Source organism: Streptomyces sp. NPDC059256 (genome assembly GCF_042753785.1).
Classification (GTDB): Bacteria; Actinomycetota; Actinomycetes; order Streptomycetales; family Streptomycetaceae; genus Streptomyces.
The window spans coordinates 4,790-22,328 of sequence record NZ_JBHYZO010000029.1 but is presented as its reverse complement, the minus strand read 5'-3'; the positions used below and the strand labels follow the sequence as shown (position 1 = coordinate 22,328).

At 69.6% G+C, this 17,539-nt stretch carries 14 protein-coding genes and 1 pseudogene; 11 read left to right on the top strand and 4 right to left on the bottom strand.

Annotation, left to right across the window (positions count from 1 at the left end):
- Nucleotides 1–11: 11 nt before the first annotated feature.
- Genes ACFXJL_RS32255 through ACFXJL_RS32235 form a run of 5 tightly spaced genes read left to right on the top strand, consistent with a single transcriptional unit; the run spans nucleotide 12 to nucleotide 4,123 of the window.
- Nucleotides 12–401, top strand: coding sequence for a hypothetical protein (locus tag ACFXJL_RS32255; RefSeq protein WP_358881842.1), 390 nt, complete (start codon nucleotides 12–14; stop codon nucleotides 399–401).
- Nucleotides 402–457: 56 nt separating this feature from the next.
- Nucleotides 458–1,444, top strand: coding sequence for an ABC transporter substrate-binding protein (locus ACFXJL_RS32250; protein ID WP_358881841.1), 987 nt, complete (start codon nucleotides 458–460; stop codon nucleotides 1,442–1,444).
- Nucleotides 1,441–2,550, top strand: a complete 1,110-nt coding sequence (locus tag ACFXJL_RS32245; protein WP_384633789.1) for a FecCD family ABC transporter permease — start codon at nucleotides 1,441–1,443, stop codon at nucleotides 2,548–2,550. The genes ACFXJL_RS32250 and ACFXJL_RS32245 overlap by 4 nt, the downstream gene beginning before the upstream one ends.
- Nucleotides 2,547–3,374 (top strand): ABC transporter ATP-binding protein, encoded by an 828-nt coding sequence (locus tag ACFXJL_RS32240; RefSeq protein WP_384698432.1) that lies wholly within the window; start codon nucleotides 2,547–2,549, stop codon nucleotides 3,372–3,374. Before ACFXJL_RS32245 ends, ACFXJL_RS32240 begins: the two co-directional genes overlap by 4 nt.
- The gene (locus ACFXJL_RS32235) at nucleotides 3,371–4,123 is read left to right on the top strand and encodes a (2Fe-2S)-binding protein (protein WP_384698429.1); all 753 of its coding nucleotides are present in this window, start codon (nucleotides 3,371–3,373) and stop codon (nucleotides 4,121–4,123) included. Before ACFXJL_RS32240 ends, ACFXJL_RS32235 begins: the two co-directional genes overlap by 4 nt.
- 103 nt (nucleotides 4,124–4,226) lie before the next feature.
- On the opposite strand, the gene ACFXJL_RS32230 is transcribed toward ACFXJL_RS32235, so the two are convergent.
- Nucleotides 4,227–4,637, bottom strand: coding sequence for a heme-binding protein (locus tag ACFXJL_RS32230; protein WP_384698427.1), 411 nt, complete (start codon nucleotides 4,635–4,637; stop codon nucleotides 4,227–4,229).
- Between the two features lie 510 nt (nucleotides 4,638–5,147).
- Here ACFXJL_RS32230 and ACFXJL_RS32225 point away from each other — a divergent pair.
- Nucleotides 5,148–6,551: a hypothetical protein gene (locus ACFXJL_RS32225; protein ID WP_384698424.1), complete on the top strand. Its 1,404-nt coding sequence runs from the start codon at nucleotides 5,148–5,150 to the stop codon at nucleotides 6,549–6,551.
- Nucleotides 6,552–6,785: 234 nt separating this feature from the next.
- Here the strand turns inward: ACFXJL_RS32225 and ACFXJL_RS32220 are convergent, their stop codons facing one another.
- Nucleotides 6,786–7,925, bottom strand: coding sequence for a helix-turn-helix domain-containing protein (locus ACFXJL_RS32220; RefSeq protein WP_358881836.1), 1,140 nt, complete (start codon nucleotides 7,923–7,925; stop codon nucleotides 6,786–6,788).
- 86 nt (nucleotides 7,926–8,011) lie between these two features.
- Between ACFXJL_RS32220 and ACFXJL_RS32215 the strand changes: the two genes are divergently transcribed.
- Both ACFXJL_RS32215 and ACFXJL_RS32210 read left to right on the top strand, forming a co-directional pair.
- Entirely contained in the window at nucleotides 8,012–9,067 is a 1,056-nt protein-coding gene (locus tag ACFXJL_RS32215; RefSeq protein ID WP_358881835.1) for a ferredoxin reductase, read from the top strand.
- 7 nt (nucleotides 9,068–9,074) lie between these two features.
- Nucleotides 9,075–10,193: a fatty acid desaturase family protein gene (locus tag ACFXJL_RS32210; RefSeq protein WP_384633774.1), complete on the top strand. Its 1,119-nt coding sequence runs from the start codon at nucleotides 9,075–9,077 to the stop codon at nucleotides 10,191–10,193.
- A 114-nt stretch (nucleotides 10,194–10,307) separates the two neighbouring features.
- Here the strand turns inward: ACFXJL_RS32210 and ACFXJL_RS32205 are convergent, their stop codons facing one another.
- Nucleotides 10,308–10,832: a cupin domain-containing protein gene (locus ACFXJL_RS32205; protein WP_384698420.1), complete on the bottom strand. Its 525-nt coding sequence runs from the start codon at nucleotides 10,830–10,832 to the stop codon at nucleotides 10,308–10,310.
- A 698-nt stretch (nucleotides 10,833–11,530) separates the two neighbouring features.
- Here ACFXJL_RS32205 and ACFXJL_RS32200 point away from each other — a divergent pair.
- Complete coding sequence (locus ACFXJL_RS32200; RefSeq protein WP_384698417.1) at nucleotides 11,531–13,150, top strand: hypothetical protein; 1,620 nt, start codon at nucleotides 11,531–11,533, stop codon at nucleotides 13,148–13,150.
- 80 nt (nucleotides 13,151–13,230) lie between these two features.
- Nucleotides 13,231–13,438: pseudogene (locus ACFXJL_RS32195) on the top strand (ABC transporter permease); the annotation flags it as partial.
- A gap of 32 nt (nucleotides 13,439–13,470) precedes the next feature.
- On the opposite strand, the gene ACFXJL_RS32190 reads toward ACFXJL_RS32195, so the two are convergent.
- Nucleotides 13,471–13,797 (bottom strand): nuclear transport factor 2 family protein, encoded by a 327-nt coding sequence (locus tag ACFXJL_RS32190; RefSeq protein WP_358881831.1) that lies wholly within the window; start codon nucleotides 13,795–13,797, stop codon nucleotides 13,471–13,473.
- Nucleotides 13,798–14,057: 260 nt separating this feature from the next.
- Between ACFXJL_RS32190 and ACFXJL_RS32185 the strand changes: the two genes are divergently transcribed.
- Complete coding sequence (locus tag ACFXJL_RS32185) at nucleotides 14,058–17,144, top strand: BTAD domain-containing putative transcriptional regulator (RefSeq protein ID WP_384698414.1); 3,087 nt, start codon at nucleotides 14,058–14,060, stop codon at nucleotides 17,142–17,144.
- The last annotated feature ends 395 nt before the right edge of the window (nucleotides 17,145–17,539 follow it).

Here is a 17,539-nt window from a genome sequence, read left to right as displayed (position 1 = left end):
TGTGAGTCGGGATGCCCGAAGGGCAACGTTCCGGGGCTCCGGCGCCGTGCCGGGTCGTCGTGTGCCGGGACTGCTGCTGCGGCAGCGCGAAGGTGACCGGTATCGATCACGCGGCGCAGGTCGCCGCGCTGAGCCGGGACCTTCCGGTACGGATCTCCGAGTGTCTGGACGTCTGCGACCAGGCGAATGTGGTCGTCGTCCAGCCCTCGGCTGCGGGACGCGCCGCCGGTGCCCGTCCTGTCTGGCTCGGCCTCGTCAACGACCCCGCCGCGACCGACGACATCGTCGACTGGGTGCGCGCGGGCGGCCCCGGAGAGGCCCCGCTGCCGGAGATCCTCGGCCTGTACGCCTTCACCCCGCCACGGCGGGTCCGTGACGCGTCGTCCGCCGACCCCCGCTGAACCCTGCCAACCGACCGCGGCGCAACGGCGTCCGCGGTGAGAGGACCGACCACACCATGGCGAAACGCTCCCTGTCCCTGCTGGCCGCTGCCGCTTTCCTGGTGGCGGGCTGCGGCGGTGGCACATCAACCGACCGGGACGATCCCGCCGCCTCGGGATCCGCAACCGAGGGCTTCCCCGTCACCGTGACCAACTGCGGGGTGAAGACGACGTACGAGCGTCCGCCGCAGCGCGCGGTGACGCTGAACCAGCACGCCACCGAAGTGCTCCTCGCTCTCGGTCTGGAGAAGTCGATGGTGGGCACCGCCTATCTCGACGACAAGATCCTCCCCGAGTACCAGGACGCCTATCGGGGGATCAAGGTGCTCTCGAAGGAGTACCCGTCCTTCGAGGTGCTGCTGAACGCCGAACCGGACTTCGCCTACGCCGGGTTCGCGAGCACCTTCGACGAGAAGGAGGGCCGCAGCAGGGCCGCTCTCGCCAAAGCGGGCGTCGACTCCTATCTGAATGTGGAGGAGTGCCCGACGGGACCGGTGACGATGGCGATGATCGGCGAGGAACTACGCGGCATCGGGAAGATATTCGGGGTTCCGGAGCGTGCGGAACGCGAGGTCAAGAAGGCCGAGGCGGCACTCGGTGCGGTCGACAAGAAGCTCGGCGGTGTCGATGCGCTCAAGGTGTTCGTATACGACAGCGGGGACAAGACGGCGTTCACCGCGGGTGGCGCGGGCGTCGGCAACGAGATGATCAAGGAGGCGGGCGGGGCCAACATCTTCGCCGATCTGGACAAGCAGTTCGGTGATGTCTCGTTCGAGCAGGTCGCCGAACGGGCCCCCGAGGTCGTCGTGATCTACGACTACGGGGACCAACCCCTTGCGGCCAAGAAGAAGTTCCTGCTGTCGCACCCGGCGCTCCAGGACGTGCCCGCCATCAAGAACAAGCGGTTCGCGGTACTCCCGTTGTCCTCGACCGTGCTCGGGGTGCGGGTACCGGCGGGTGTGGACTCGTTGGCCCGTCAGCTGCACCCGGACCGCTTCCGGTGACGGGCGCGCCCCGGGCCCTGGGTGACGTTGCCTCGGCTGTCACCAAGGCTCCCGGGCCGACCGCCACCGCCGCGGTGGGCGGCCGGGGCCGACCTCCGTACGGACTGGTGCTGGCCGTGCTGGCGCTGCTGGTGCTCCTCGCCGCGACCGCGGGGATCGCCGTCGGGTCCATCAGCGTTCCCACCGGGCAGGTCTGGTCGATCGTCCTGCACCATGTGCATCCTGGGCTCGCTGACGTCACCTGGACCCCGGTCCGCGAGACGATCGTGCTGGATGTGCGGCTACCCCGGGTCCTGTTGGCCGGGGTGGTCGGCGCCGGTCTCGCCGTCTCCGGCATGGCTCTCCAGGCACTGGTCCGCAATCCGCTGGCCGATCCGATGCTGCTCGGGGTGTCCTCGGGTGCGTCGGTCGGCGCGGTGTCGGTACTGGTCCTCAACATCACTGTGTTCGGGCTCGTGACCCTGCCGGTTGCGGCGTTCGCCGGGGCGCTCGCAGCGCTGGTCGCGGTGTACTTCCTGGCCAGGTCGGGGGGTCGGATGACCACGATCCGGCTGGTGCTGGCGGGGGTCGCGATGGCGGAGGTGCTCTCCGCGCTGGCGAGTTTCCTGATCGTCACCTCCAATGACCCGCACAAGACCCAGTCGGCTCTGCGGTGGATGCTCGGCGGACTTGCAGGCACCACCTGGTCGATGGTGTGGCTACCGGCCGTGGTGGTGCTCGCCGGTACGGCGGTGCTGCTCGGGGTGACCCGTCCGCTGAACCTGCTGCTGGCCGGTGAGGAGGCGGCGACTGCGCTGGGATTGGATGTGCACCGGTTCCGTGCCGCGCTGTTCGTACTGGTGGCGCTGATGATCGGCACCATCGTGGCAGTCAGCGGGCAGATCGGCTTCGTCGGGCTGATCATGCCGCACGTGGTGCGGCTGCTGGTGGGCGCCGACCACCGCCGTGCGCTGCCCGCAGCGGCGCTGCTGGGCGCGGCGTTCCTCATCATGGCGGATCTGGCCGCCCGGACCCTGATGAGTCCGGAGGAGGTCCCCGTCGGCATCCTCACCGCGCTCGTCGGCGGACCGTTCTTCCTCTGGCTGATGCGACGGAGGACCTCATGACGGCACCGCTGACGAACGACCAGGGCCCGCGGCCCGGCCTGCTCGACCTCCAGGAGGTATCGGTGGTCATGGGTGACCGGGCGCTGGTGGACGGAGTCTCGCTGTGCGTGGCACCTGGGGAGATGGTCGGGCTCGCGGGTCCCAACGGTGCGGGCAAGTCGACCCTGTTGCGCACGGTGTACCGGACACTGCGTCCCACCTCGGGCCGGGTCCTCCTGGACGGCGACGATGTGTGGGCGCTGCCCGGCAAACGGTTGGCGCGGCGACTCGCCGCCGTCCTCCAGGAGAGCGCCGGGGACTTCGAGCTGTCCGTGTACGACGTGGTCGCGATGGGCCGGACCCCGCACAAGCGGGCGTTCGCGGGTGATGACGCCGACGACCGGGCGATCGTCACGGACGCGCTGGAGCGCCTCGATGTGGCACCGCTGGCCCCGGTGCCGTTCGACCGGCTCTCCGGAGGGGAGAAACAACGGGTGCTGATCGCCCGCGCCCTCGCCCAGCACACCGGGACGATGGTGCTGGACGAACCGACGAACCATCTGGATCTGCGCCATCAGTTGGATGTGCTGCGGCTGCTGCGCGAGCTGGGCGTCACGGCCCTCGTCGCCCTGCACGACCTGAACCTCGCCGCCGCGTTCTGCGACCGTGTCTGTGTCATGGAGGCCGGCCGGGTGGTCGCTCTCGGCGCCCCCGCGGAGGTACTGACGACGGGGCTGCTCGCGGATGTGTACCGGGTCGACGCCGAGGTCACGGCGCACCCTCGTACCGGGACCCCCCACATCACCCTGCTGACGGGTGCGGAACAGTTCCCGGACCGGGCATGAAGGGTCCCCGCAACCATCGGGTGCGGCAGCCGATCCCGCGCGCCGCCCCGGCGGCGGAGGTCAGGGCCGCGCTGCTCGACGTGGCGGGGCTCGGCGGCTTCTTCGCGGTACGGCTGGGCGGCCCGGACCTCGGCTGGCACCCCGTCACCGAATCGTACGCTCGCGGGTTCCCGGACCTGGTCGCCGCGACGGCGGCCCGGCACCGCAGCCCCGAGCCGCGGCTCGGCGCGTCGATCGCCCAGCTCGGGCACGCGGCGCGGCTCTGGTCCCCGGTGCTGGCGTGCACGGTCCTGCACGGGATAGTCCCCGATCTATCGGGGCTCCAGCGCGCCGACGAGGGCCCGGCCCTCCGGCTGCCGGACGCCACCGGGCAGTACGCGGAGGGGGTGCCCCGACTGGCCGACGAGTTGTACGCGGCCGTGATGACCGGTCAGTTGGATCCGCTGCGAGCCGGGCTGCGGGTGAAAGTGGCGCCTCGGCTCCTCGACGGCAACTCGGCGTCCGCCCTGGTCGAGGCGGGCCGCGCGATCCTTGTCGCTCGCCCCGCTGCACGGGAGCGGCTCACTGTCCTCATCGACGAGCTGTTGCGTACCCGGCGTCTCGCCGGGACCGGCCGGATCACCGGCCCGGAGCTGACGTTCCGGCGTCGCAGTTGCTGTCTCTACTACCGGGCCCCAGCGGGCGCCAAGTGCGGAGACTGCGGGCTCCTCGACCGCACAACCCACGGCAGCCAGCACCCCGACGGCTGACCGTCCGCTACGGCCGGCAAGCCTGGCACGGGTACGGTTGTTGGGGCTGCCTTCCGTTGCCGGCCACGGCCCCGGGCGCCGGGAGGCAAGGGGTGGGCTGGATTCAGAACGCGGCGACCGCCGCCTCGGCGACCGTACAGTCCTCCTCGATCGTGCCGCCGCTGACACCGATCGCTCCCACTACCTGGCCTTCGTGGACCAGAGGGATGCCGCCGGCGAAGATGACCACCCGCCCTTGATGCGTATGGGCGACACCGTAGAGCGGCCCCGCGGGCTGCCCGTCGCGGCCCAGGGCTTCGGTGGTTCTACGGTAGGCACAGCTGGTGAAAGCCTTGTCGATGGCGTGCGTGATGCTCCCCAACTGGGAACCGTCCATCCGGATGTGCGCTACCAGGTGTGCCCCGGCGTCGACGACCGCAATGTTGCACGGCACACCGATTTCCGTGGCCCTGGCCTCGCCCGCCGTCAGGATGCGTCGCGCGTCCTCAAGCGTCACTGAAGCGAACTGGATCACACGGCCAGCCTGCTGCTCGTCATCGTCGCCTTGGCACGGCCACGCCGTCGACCGGGGCAGAAGCACCCGAGTGCCGCACAGAGCGAAACAGACCGGTCAATCCGATGACGCCGACGCAGTTGTCGGGTCGGACGAAGACATGAGTTCCTCCGTGGGCCGCCGCCACGGTGCCGGGAGCGTCAACTCCGCTGGTGGTTGATTCACCCTGAGCAACGGAATCACCAGAGGTGCAACGAGGGCTTTCGGACATGGCAGAGGTGGGCGAGGGAGGGCTGGGAGTCATGTGTGGTGGAAGTGGTGTGCCAACGGCGATATGAGCGACGTGGGGCGGGAGTTGGCCGCGAAGGAGTTCCGCAAACGCGCCGCACGGAGTTGGCCGACCTCATGCGCGCATCCCTTTACGCATTCGCACAAATGCGTTGCGCTACTGGCGTTTCGGCTCCGCCACCGCGCCCGAAGGCTCGGCGATCGGCGGTGCACTCCAGAAGCATCGACTCAAGGGGAAGAAACATGGCGACACCTCCCGCTGTTCCACTCCGCGTTGCCCTGGCCAACGGCAGCTTCGAAGCGCCCGTCGTCACCGGTGTGGAGATCCTGCCGGACGCCTCACAGACACAGACGCCCAAGTGGGTCCCGGGCTGGCGCACCACCGCCACCGACCACATGATCGAGCTGTGGCGGTCTGGCTTCAACGGTGTGCCGGCGGCCGAGGGCTCCCAGTTCGCCGAGCTCAACGCGCGGCAGGTCTCCACGCTCTACCAGGACCTGCCGACGACGCCCGGCACAAAGTTGTACTGGCAGCTGTACCACCGGGGTCGCCAAGGGGCAGACACCATGGCGCTGGACATCGGCGCCCCGGGCTCCACGGCGGAGCAGAGGCGTTTCACCGACGGCAACACCGCCTGGGGTCACTACACCGGCACCTACACCGTCCCGGCAGACCAGACGCTGACGCGCTTCGCCTTCCGCTCTATCTCCGCCGCCGGTGGCAATCCCGGCATCGGCAACTTCCTGGACGGCATCTTCTTCGGCACCGCTCCGTACGTGGTGCCCGCCAAGAGCGCCATTCCGGCGGGGCCGCTGGAGGTGGGTGACGTCATCACCTATCGCATCACCACCAAGAACGAGGGCGGCGGAGCGGCAGAGAACCTCGTCCTGACCGATGTCATCCCGCAAGGTACGACGTACCTGCCCGGCTCTCTGCGGATCCTCGACGGCCCGAATGCCGGAGCGAAGACCGACGCCCAAGGGGACGACCAGGCGTCGTACGACGCCGCAGCGAACAAGGTCGTCTTCCATCTCGGCAACGGCGCATCCGGCGTGGAGGGGGGCAGCCTCCCCAACACCGAGACCCTGCCGGCGGGAACCACGGTGGAGTACCGGGTCACCATCGACCTGATCAGCGGCGGCAAGCAGATCAGCAACACCGCGACCGCCTCCTACGAGAACCGGCTCGGCGACCAGCCAGAGCCGTTGACGGCCACGTCCAACGAGCAGGTCACGCAGGTCAAACCGGCCGCCGACCTGGCCGTGACGAAGGCGGCCGACGCAACCACTGTCACCGTCGGCCAGACGGTGACCTACCGCCTCACCGTCCATAACTCCGGCCCGAACCGGGCCACCGGCGTATCCGTCACCGACCTGCTCCCCGACGGCCTCGCCTTCCTGTCCGCCGACGGCACGCCCGGAAGCTACGACCCGGCCACCGGCCAGTGGACCGTGGGCGACCTGGCCGACGATGCCTTCGCCACCCTCGTGCTCCGGGCCAAGGCCACCAAGGCCGGCCGGATCGACAACGCCGCAACCGTCACCGGCAACGAAAAGGATCCCGACACGACCAACAACACCGACGCCGTCACCATCTGCGTCGAACCCGCCCCCTCCTGCTGCGATCCCTGCTCCCCCAAGAAGTAGCCCGACACCGCACGGGCTTCCCCACGACAACCGCCCCCGGCGCACCCCTTGTCGGGGACCCGGCCGGGGGCGGGACACCGCCGGAAGGCGATGGCCAGACACCCGCGCCCACGTCATGGCGTGCGCACCCCACAGACGGCCTTCCCCCGAACCGACCGGGCCAAGGACCGGCCGCCCGGCCCCTCGTCGCCGGTCCCCGCCCTGACGATGGCCTCTTCGACGACAGGATGCGCATCAGCCGGCCCGAAGACCGACCGCCAGCGTCAGTTCAAGGACCCGCTGTGGCGATGCGAGATCAGGAAAGAGCTCCCGCAGCTGCGACATCCGGTACCGGACCGTCTGGGGATGGACGAACAACGCCGCCGCTGTCTCATCCCGTCTGCCCTGGTGCAGCAGCCACGCCCGCAATGTCTCCTCCAGTCGCCGTGCCGTTGCGACGGGCAAGGTGCGCAACGGTGCGAGCGCTCGGGCACGCAGGTCTGCGAACGCGTCCACGTCGGCGCTCAGCACCAGCTCGGGCAGGTGCTCCTCCGTGTCGCGAATATCGGAGGAGAGGGAGCGCGCGCGTACGGCTCGGGTGTACGAGGCGGACGCTCGCGTCCAGGGCCGGGCCGGGCCGACCACGGCGGCGCGGTCGGTCAGCTGCCTCAGGAGATGTGATCGGTCGGCATCGGGGACGAGCAGCACACCGGTGGCGTCCTGTAGATCGTCGAGGACGAGGGTGCTCGGGTCGAGCGCGCGGTAGGCAGGCCGGGCCTGGGCGGCGGGCAGCAGGACCGCGGTCAGCGAATCCGGAGGCTGCCACCCTGCCCGTTGAGCAGAGGCCAGCAGCACGTCCGGACTCGCGCTGGCGAGGAGGTCGCGGGCCAGGTGTTCGAGGTGGCGCTCGTGGGCCCGGCCCCGTGCGGCCAGTTCGTCGGCGTGGCCCGCGGCGCTCGCGGCTGAGAGCTCGTCGATGTAGGCGAAGGTCAGCTCGGCGAACTTGGCGACCTCGGCGGCGGGCAGACCTGCGGGTACGGCTCCCGCTGCCAGGCATCGCCAGGCCACACGGGCGCCGACACGGTAGGCGCTGAGCAAGGCATCCATCGAACGGCCGGCACGCACCTCGCCACGGCCCAGCTCGTAGGCCGCGTCACCGGCGTCGCCACTCGTGGCGTTCCCGCTCGCAAGGTCCAGATAGTGCCCCAGGGCGGTGCGGACGGCTCGGCGGATGGTGGCGCCCATGCGGCCCGAGAGGGCGTTGGCGTAGGGCGGGACCTCGTCGATGATCGCTTGGACGACCTCGTCGGCGGTGCCCTTCAGCGCGGCCCGTAGTGCGGTGACTGTCGTCCTGTCCAGGGCCAGTTCGGTGGCCCTCTGGATTGCATGCCCCATTTTTTGTTCCCTGCGAACAGTTCAGCCGATCAGATTCACGTCTTACGGGTAGGACTTTACGCCCTGAGGCGCATCAAGCTGGGGTCATGACGAGTACAGCCCTCCGTAGCAGGGCGTGGAAACTGCTGGAGATGGTCACGACGCCGCTGCTGCCGTCGGACTATCTCGACCTGGTCAGTCCACTGCGTGCCGGGGCTGACCTACGTGGGCGCATCGAGGCCGTGCATCCCGAGACGGCTGACGCCGTGACCATCGTGATCAGGCCGGGACGGGGCTGGCGCGGCCACCTGGCCGGTCAGTATGTGCGGATCGGGGTCGACGTCGACGGGGTGCGCCTGTGGCGTGCCTACTCCATCACCTCGCCGACAGACCGTCAGGACGGCCGTGTCACGATCACCGTGAAGGCGATCCCGGACGGCAAGGTCAGCAACCACCTGGTCCGCAGGGCACAACCGGACACGCTGATCCAGCTCGACCAGGCGACCGGTGACTTCGTGCTGCCGGACGCCAAGCCCGCCAAGGTGCTCTTCCTGACGGCTGGTAGCGGCATCACCCCTGTGATGGGCATGCTGCGCGACGTCGAGTTCGACGATGTCGTCATGGTCCACTGCGCGCCACAGCCGCAAGACGTGATCTTCCGCAACGAGCTGCACGACCTGGTGGCGGAGAAGAAGCTGCGTCTCACCGAGGTGCACACCGACACGGACGGCCTGCTCGATATCGCCCGTCTCGACGAACTCGTGCCCGACTGGGCCGAGCGCGAGACCTGGGCCTGCGGGCCCGCTGGCCTGCTCGACGCCGCCGAAGAGCACTGGACCGAGCACGGCGTACCAGAGCGCCTGCACACCGAACGCTTCCGCCCCAGCATCGTCGTCGCCGGCGATGGCGGCGAGGTCACCTTCAGCACCACCGGCAAGACCGTCGACGCGGACGGCACCACGCCGTTGCTGGACGTCGGCGAGGAGGCAGGCGTGCTGATGCCCTCCGGGTGCCGCATGGGCATCTGCTTCGGCTGCGTCACACCGCTCAAGGCAGGCGCCGTCCGCGACCTGCGCACCGGCGAGCTCACCGAGGCCGAGCCGGGCGTACTCATCCAGACCTGTGTGTCCGCCGCGGCGGGCCCCTGCGACATCGAACGGTAGGAGCACCTTGACCGCCATCGACCCCACCGCCCACCTGACCGCGGAGCAGATCGAGGAACTCGGCCGCGAGCTGGACGCGATCCGCGACGAGGTGATCGCCAGCCGCGGAGAGAAGGACGCCGCCTACATCCGCAAGGTCATCTCGGTGCAGCGCAAGCTGGAGCTGGTCAGTCGGGGCGTGCTGCTGTTCTCGATCTTCCCGCCCGCGTGGCTGATCGGCACCGCTGGCCTGTCCGTGGCGAAGATCATGGACAACATGGAGATCGGCCACAACATCCTGCACGGCCAGTGGGACTGGATGCGGGACCCGAAGATTCACTCCACCACCTGGGAGTGGGATCACGTCTCGCCGTCGGAGCAGTGGAAGCACTCGCACAACGAACTGCACCACACGTACACCAACGTGATCGGCAAGGACAACGACCTCGGCTACGGCATCATGCGCGTCGACGAGGACCAGAAGTGGCACCCGTTCCACCTCGGCCAGCCGCTGTGGAACTTCATCAACGCCTGCTTCTTCGAGTACGGCATCGCGGCGTACGACTTGGAGCTCGGCAAGAACCTGCACAAGCGCCGCCGCAAGAACCCGGAGTTCCGTGCGCGAGCCAAGGCCGTGGGTCGCAAGATCCGCAAGCAGGTGCTCAAGGACTATGTGATCCACCCGCTGTTGTCGGGCCCGTCATTCCTCACCACGCTCGCCGCCACGTTCACCGCGAACCTGGTCCGCAACATCTGGTCCCACTCGGTGATCATGTGCGGGCACTTCCCCGAGGGGGTGCAGGTCTTCGAGCGCCGGTCGATCAAGGGCGAGACCCGCGGCCAGTGGTACCTGCGCCAAATGATGGGCTCAGCGAACATCAGCGGCAGCAAGGCCATGCACTTCATGACCGGCAACCTGTCGCACCAGATCGAGCACCACCTGTTCCCGGACCTGCCGAGCAACCGGTACGCCGAGGTCGCGGTGAAGGTGCGCGCGCTGTTCGAAAAGTACGAGCTGGAGTACGTCACGGGGCCGCTGCCCAAGCAGGTGTTCTCCGCGTGGCACAAGGTCTTCCGGCTCTCGCTGCCGAACAAGAAGCCCAAGGTCAAGACGCCGGACCGCGAGCAGGAGCTCCTTACGGCCTGATCCCGGTACTGCTGTCGGGTGCGTACGCGCACTCGGTTTGCCGACGCGCGGGTTGGGCGGAGGGCATGGGCACTGACGTGGACACTGCCGGAACCGATGCGCGCCGTCGGCGAATCAGGTGGCGAAGTGGCCGGTCGGGCCTGGTGAGGTCCGACGGCAGTAGCGGTGGACGAGTTCGACGTGGTCGGGAAAGCGGGCCGTGAGTTCCTCGCTCTGTCCGAGAGCCAAGTCGGCGTAGTCGAATCCGGGTGCGACGGCTTCGCTGATGAGGGCGTGGTCTCCGGTGGTGAGGTGGGCGGCCTTCCAGACGCCTCCGGGCACGGAGAGGGCCAGGGTGTGGCCCTGCCGGGGGTCTTGGCCCAGGACTGCGGTGCTGTGGCGGCCGTCGGGGTGGAGGAGGTGGTACGTGACGGGTTCGCCGTGGTGGTGGAAGTGGATGATGTCGGACCGGTTCAGGTGCCAGTGTCCGATCGGTGACCAGTGGGTGAGGAGGTAGTGGATGGAGGTCAGGGTGTAGCGGTCACCATCGGGCGTACGGGTACGGGGGCGGTGGTCCGCCTGGAAGATCCGACGGAAGTACCCGCCCTCCACATGGGCATCCAGGGCGAGGGTGTCGATCCAGTACTGTGCCGTGAGCACGATGTCCTCCTATGGTCATAAAACTGATCAGCGAAGGCTGAACATGCGATCCCGGCCGCATTCGATTTCGCCGGCATCCGATCGGACAGTGCATCATCGCCGCCGGACACTGTCGATCAAAAAGTGATTCCTACATACTCGTCTGATGCTCGAATCCCGTTTCGGCCTGAGCGCCGGGGCGGTTGCGTTCGCCGCATCCGGAGCGCACCTTACGGGACCCTCCGCGAATCCGTCTTCGAGGCCGACGAAGCCACCTGAGGCCGACCGAGGCCGATCACCCGGCCCGTCCTGTCCCACTCCGCCCGAAGAGGAGCGAGCCGCGGCGTTCGATGACGACGGAGCGGAAGTGCGCGGAAAACTTCGGGAACTTGTGGTTCAGATGGGATGCGAGGACTCTTGCCGCCTCCCATTCACCACCACGCGCCAGGCGCGGAACGAAACCACCCCCCGAGGCCCCGGCCCGGGGAATCATCTCCGTTCCAACCCCCTGGATCGGGACGGTTTCGGCGGAGACACCCCCCATGGCGCCATAGGAATCACGGAGAGCGCCAGTCGGCCCATCCAAGGCCGAGGTGAAACACAAAAAACACCAGGCATAGCTTCAGGTAATAGTACTCATATTCCATTTGGACGCGATTCCCCATCGGAGGTATAAGAGTTAGCAATTCAAATGCCGAACGGATCGAGAATTCAGCACTGTGACCATCCGACTTCCCGGCCACCCTGTTCCGTGGCCCGCAGATGGCCTGGTTACCTTCGCGGCGACGGCGGTCGACGTGGTCGCCGCGCCCGAGGACGGACCGGACCTCCTGCGTCAGGCGGCTCGGCGGCTGTGCCACGCCGCCGGCCCCGACGCCGTGCCGGGCGGCGCCGGGGGTGAACTCACCGCCGACCTCGGGGCGGGTCTGCGCGCGGGAATGTTCGTCTCCACCGAGATGCGCAGCGGCACTGACAAAACGTCCCTGCTGCGTCTGCACCTGCGGCTGTCCGGGGAGGGCGAGCCGTCGTCCCCGGCCTCGTTGGAGCAGTGGGCGGAGATTTGGCACCGACAGGCCCTTTCCCCGGTTGAGGTGGAGCGGTTGGTGACTGAACTGCCGTTGCTGAGCGCCACCGTCGAGCGGCTGCGTCACGGCAAGCCGCTGGCGGGCTTCGCGGTGCTGGTGACCGGTCATTTCCTCAGCGACCTGGTCGGCCTGGTGGGATGTCTGGCGGAGTTGGGGGCTCCTCTGGACTCGATGACGGTTCTGCGCAAGGACTACGCCTACCGATGGCGTCATCGTGTCCACGGGCACCTCCTGGAACAGGGCGTGCACGTCGCGGAATGCCACGACGCCGGTGCGGTCGCGGAGCACACGGCCCGCGCCCGTCGCGCCGGCCTGCTCTGTCTTGCCCTGGACGACGGCGGGTATGTCGCACCGGTGCTGCTGGACGGACCCCGCACCCGGACACCCGAGCGGGCCGCGGCAGGCCACTGGGCCGGCGTCGTAGAGCAGACCATGTCCGGGATCTACAGACTCCAAGGAAGGGAAGCGGAACTTCCCTTCCCTGTCTTCTCCGTGGCCCAATCCCGACTCAAGGGCCGCATCGAGTCGTACTGGATCGCTGAGAAGGCGGTGACCACGGCCCTGGAGCTACTGCCCTCCCTGAAGATCGAGGGTCAGCCCGCACTGGTGATCGGCTACGGCAATGTCGGAGCCCAGATCGCGGCCCTGCTGACCCAGCGCCGTATGCGGGTGGCGGTCCACGACTCCGACATCCTGCGCCTCATCGACGCCCATGAGAACGGCTACGTCACCGCACGCGACCTGTGCACCCTGCTGAGCGAGCATGAACCGCTGCTCGTCTTCGGCGTCACCGGCCGCACCAGCATGTCGAGGCCGGAGTTCACAGCGCTCAGACGCCATGCCCACCTCGTGAGCGCCAGCAGTCGGGACATCGAGTTCGACCTTCCAGCCCTCGATGCGCTCGCCGTCCAGGCCCCGGCCACACGCCCGATGTCCACCCCTTCCTCCCGCACACTCACCCTCTCCGGAGGCATCGACGTCACCGTGGTGGCCGACGGTCGTCCCGTCAACTTCCACGAGACGGACAGCATCAGCAACCTCCACTCCGACCTCGTCTACGCCGGGATGCTCACCGGCGCATGCGCTGTCGCCACCGACCCCGCACCGGCCGGTCTGGATCCGGCCTGGGCGGATACCGTTCTGGAGGAATCGGGACTGCTCCAGGACTACTACGAGCGCTACGGGCCCCAGGCCGCACCGACGGCCGTCGTCACATCCGCGAGGGGCGCGTCCGGAGGCGGGAGCCGCCGGTGACCTCGTCGCCCCGGACCGGGCGACAACCTCACCTTCCGCCCTCCCGGCCTCACCTCCGCCCTTGACGGAGTCCCAGCTAGCTGTCGGCGCTCGGCGGTGCCGCGGGCGCGGCCCTCGGCGGGCGGCGACCTTCGGTTGCACCCTCGCGCAGGGCTGGACCGTCGTGGTGCCGGCCTGTCCGTGGCGGCCGGGTTCGCGGCAACGCTGTTCATCGGTGTCATGGCGGGTCTCTATCCGGCGGTACGGGCGTCGAGGCGGCACCCCACGGTCGCCCTGAACACCGGCTGAGGCGCGGCGGCCCGCGGGCCCGCGACGGGGTGTCAGCGCGCGGCGGCCCGGAGGGCGGCGTACCGACGGCGGCTGCGGAGCATGCCTTCGTCGGAGAGGGTGAACACATCGACGAAGTCGACCTGCTGGGGACTGACCCGGCCGATCGCGACCACGCAGTCGCCGGAGGCCACGATGCGGTCGATGTTGTGGCGACAGCCCAGCGCCGCCGCCTCGGGCCGGGCGTCCTCGTCGAGCAGGGAGAGGTAGCCGTCGACGTCCCCGGTGTCGAGGTAGTGGTAGGCCAGCCGCACATGGTCGACCCCGGAGTCGGTGACAAGACTGCTGGGGAGCAGCTTCCTCGGGTGGCGACTGTTCATGGCACGTCCCTTCGTACGACCGCCCCGCGGACGGGCGGTTGCAGATACCACCGTCCTCCGGCGCCGCAACCCCCGCCTATCGCGGCACTATCGCCACCACCGGATCTGTACACCGTTTACAACAGTGCAGATGGTCGGGAAACTGTCCGCACACGTGTCTGCACGTCGCTTTTGACACGGGCTCTGTTGGTCGGACGTGTTCCTCGCTGGGAGTGACTGTGGACTTATCGCCCGGTGAGGGTCACTGGACCCCGGACTCCGTGGTCTTCCGTATTCTCGGGCCGCTCCATGTGCAGGGCCCGGACGGACAGGTACGGATTCCGCCCGGTCGCCAGGAGGTGGTCCTCGCCGCGCTGCTGCTGGAGGCGAACCGCGTCGTCAGCACCGACTATCTGGTGGATTTGATCTGGGAGGACGACCCCCCGGACACCGCCAGGACCCAGGTGCAGATCTGTGTGTCCCGGCTACGGAAGCTGTTCGGCGGGCGGGCGGTGGCCGCCGCCATCACCACTCGCCCGCCCGGCTACGTCCTCGCGACGGAGGACGGTTCGGTCGACGCGGCACTGTTCGCCCGGTGGATCGCCGATGCCCGGCTGACCGGGAAGCGGGCCGAGGGCGCGGCCGAAGCGGTGGAGCTGCTGCGGTCGGCGGGCGGGCTGTGGCAGGGGAGCTGTCTGAGCGGCATCGCGAGCGAGAAGCTGCGCAGCAAGGCACGGCAGCTGGACGAGGAGCGGCTGACGGCGGCCGAGCACCGGATCGACCTGGAGCTGGAACTGGGCCGGCACCACCAGCTGGTGGGCGAGATACAGCTCCTGGTGCATGAGCATCCGCTGCGGGAGCAGCTGCGCGGGAAGCTGATGCTGGCGCTGTACCGCTCGGGGCGGCAGGCGGAGGCCCTGGATGTCTACCGGCTCGGCAGGGAGCTGCTGGTGGAGGAGCTGGGTCTGGAGCCCGGCGGGGAGCTGCGTGGCCTGAATTCGGCGATCCTCACCGGGGAGGTGCCGCCGCCGGGTCTGGCCGCTCCGCCGCCGGGCCGGCGGTCCGGGCCCACCGGCACCGGGAACGGCGGAGCAGAGACGCGGGCCCGGCCGGCGGCGGGCGGTCCGGTCCGGGAGCCGTCGGAGCCGGACGGCGGTCCCCGGACGGTGGAAGCCGGGCCGCGGCCCGCCGGGGCTGACCCCGCCGCGGGACCGGTGCCGGTGGCCGAGGTACCGCGGCAGCTTCCGTCCGACACCGCGGACTTCACCGGTCACGGCGCCCGGATCACGGAGATCGAAGGGGCGCTGCTGGGACCGGGCGAGCGGCGGGCTGTGGGCCTCGTCGTGATCGTCGGCAAACCGGGGACGGGAAAGTCGACGCTCGCCACGCATATCGCGCACGGGGTGGGCGAGACGCACTTCCCGGACGGGCAGCTCTACTGTGATCTGCGGGGTACCAGCGGTGCCCCGGCGACCGCGGGGGAGGTACTGGGCCGGTTCCTGCGCGCCCTCGGCATCCCGGGGCCCGTCATTCCCGAGTCCCTCGACGAGCGCGCCGAGATGTACCGGACGCTGCTCGGGTCCCGGCGGGTGCTGGTGGTGCTGGACGACGCTGCGTCCGAGAGTCAGGTCCGGGCGCTGCTGCCGGGGGCCGGGAGCTGTGCGGTGCTGGTCACCAGCCGGGTGCGGATGACGGGGCTGCCGGGCGCGCACCGGGTGGAGTTGGATGTGCTGGAGACCGGTGAGGCCCTGGAACTGCTGGTCCGGGTGATCGGCGAGGAGCGGGTGGCGGGCGAGGCGGTCGCGGCGGAGGCGCTGGTCCGGACCGTCGGCGGGCTGCCGCTGGCCCTGCGGATCGTGGCCGCCCGGCTGGCGGCCCGGCCGCACTGGACGTTGGCGTCGATGGTGCACCGGCTGGCGAACGAGCGGCACAAGCTGGACGAACTCACGCACGGCGAGATGACGATGCGGGCGAGCCTGTCGCTGACGCACGACGGGCTGGGGCCGGCGGACCGGCAGCTGCTGCGGCTGCTGAGCCTGGCGCAGGGGCCCAGCCTGCCGGGCTGGCTCGCCGGGGCGCTGCTCGACGACCGCCGCCCGTTCCCTTCGGATCTGCTGGAGCCGCTGGTCGACGTGCAGATGCTGGATGTGGTCGGAATGGAGTCCACGGGCGGCTTCCGCTACCGCTTCCACGAGATCATCCGGGTGTTCGCCCGGGAGCAGCTGGCCGCGCACGACGATCCGGGGACCCGGTCGGCGGCGCTGAACCGGATGCTGGGCTGTTGGATGGCGCTGGCCGAGGAGGCCCACCGCCGGGTCTACGGCGGGGACTTCACCGTGCTGCACGGATCGGCGCCGCGCTGGGTGCCGCCCGCCGCGCATGTCGACGAGCTGCTCGCCGATCCCATGGAGTGGTTGGACAGCGAGCACGCCAATCTGGTGCAGGCGGTGGAGCACGCGGCGGCCGAGCAGCTCGACGAGGTGTGCTGGGATCTGACGACGACGCTGGTGACGCTCTTCGAGATGCGCGGCTATCTGGACCACTGGGAGCGTACGCACCGGCTGGCGTTGCGGACGGCGCGGGCGGCGGGCAATCAGCGGGGCAGCGCCGCCGTACTGGCCTCGCTCGGTTCGCTCTATCTCAGCCGCAGCCAGTACGACGAGTCGCGGACCGCGTTGACGACGGCGCTGGGGCTGTTCACCGAGATCGAGGACCGGCAGGGGCTCGGTCTCTGCCATCGCGATCTGGCCCTGCTGGAACGGTTCCTTGGTCATGAGTACGAGGCACTGGAGCTGTACGACCGGGCCCTGCGGGATTTCGACGCGTCGGGCGATGTGGTGGGCCGGGCCATCGTGCTGACCCAGAGCGCGCAGATCTGGATGCTGCGGGGGCAGAGCTCGGCCGCGCAGCGCAGGCTGGACGAGGCGCTGGGCATCTACCGGCTGGTCGGCTACACGGGCGGCCAGGCGCGGGCCCTGCGCAGGGCCGGTCAGCTCCAGCAGCAGCAGGGCGAACTGGGCCGTGCGGTGGCGACGTTCACCGAGGTCCTTGAGCTCTGCCGGGACAGCGGGGACGTGATCGGGGAGGGCCATCTGCTGCGGGACCTGGGGCTGGCGCACACCAGGTTGGGTCAGGACGCGGCGGCGCGGGACTGCCTGGACCTGGCGCTGGGCATCCGGGAGCGGATCATGGACCACGGTGGGGCTGCGCTCGTGCGGCTGGACCTGGCGAAGCTGCTCGCGTCGGACGGCGGGCCGGGTGACCGGGACCGTTCGCGGGAGTTGCTGCGGAGCGCCGTACAGGCATTCCGGGACCGCCGGATGGATCCGGAACTCGCGGAGGCGCAGCAGCTGCTGGCGGGCGGCTGAGGCGGAGCCGCGGCTGGGACCTGCGGGCGGGGCGGGACCAGCGGGCGGGGAACGGGCCCGGGCTGTCCGGCCGTCGGCCGGCCGGTGCGGGAGCGGTTCGGGGGCTTGGCCGGTGGCGCTGTCACGGTCACCGGATGCACTGCTCGGGGAGCGAGTGGACCGGTTCTGTCATGGTCCGGGGGCCTCGGGGGCCGGGGTGTTCCGGGTGTTTCCGCTTCGGGGTCAGTCCCAGGGATCGTTCACGGTGATCACTCCCGGAAGTCGTCGGCATCGGAGGAAAGCGGGGAGGTTCTCGGGCGGTTCCGCTTCGGGGTCAGTCCCAGGGATCGTTCACGGTGATCACTCCCGGAAGTCGTCGGCATCGGAGGAAAGCGGGGAGGTTCTCGGGCGGTTCC

What these genes read in the sequence shown, in the direction of transcription:
- ACFXJL_RS32225 (WP_384698424.1), top strand. Translation starts at nt 5,148, where the DNA reads ATGGCGACACCTCCCGCTGTTCCACTCCGCGTTGCCCTGGCCAACGGC.
- ACFXJL_RS32250 (WP_358881841.1), top strand. Translation starts at nt 458, where the DNA reads ATGGCGAAACGCTCCCTGTCCCTGCTGGCCGCTGCCGCTTTCCTGGTG.
- ACFXJL_RS32215 (WP_358881835.1), top strand. Translation starts at nt 8,012, where the DNA reads ATGACGAGTACAGCCCTCCGTAGCAGGGCGTGGAAACTGCTGGAGATG.
- ACFXJL_RS32220 (WP_358881836.1), bottom strand. Translation starts at nt 7,925, where the DNA reads ATGGGGCATGCAATCCAGAGGGCCACCGAACTGGCCCTGGACAGGACG.
- ACFXJL_RS32255 (WP_358881842.1), top strand. Translation starts at nt 12, where the DNA reads ATGCCCGAAGGGCAACGTTCCGGGGCTCCGGCGCCGTGCCGGGTCGTC.
- ACFXJL_RS32190 (WP_358881831.1), bottom strand. Translation starts at nt 13,797, where the DNA reads ATGAACAGTCGCCACCCGAGGAAGCTGCTCCCCAGCAGTCTTGTCACC.
- ACFXJL_RS32235 (WP_384698429.1), top strand. Translation starts at nt 3,371, where the DNA reads ATGAAGGGTCCCCGCAACCATCGGGTGCGGCAGCCGATCCCGCGCGCC.
- ACFXJL_RS32240 (WP_384698432.1), top strand. Translation starts at nt 2,547, where the DNA reads ATGACGGCACCGCTGACGAACGACCAGGGCCCGCGGCCCGGCCTGCTC.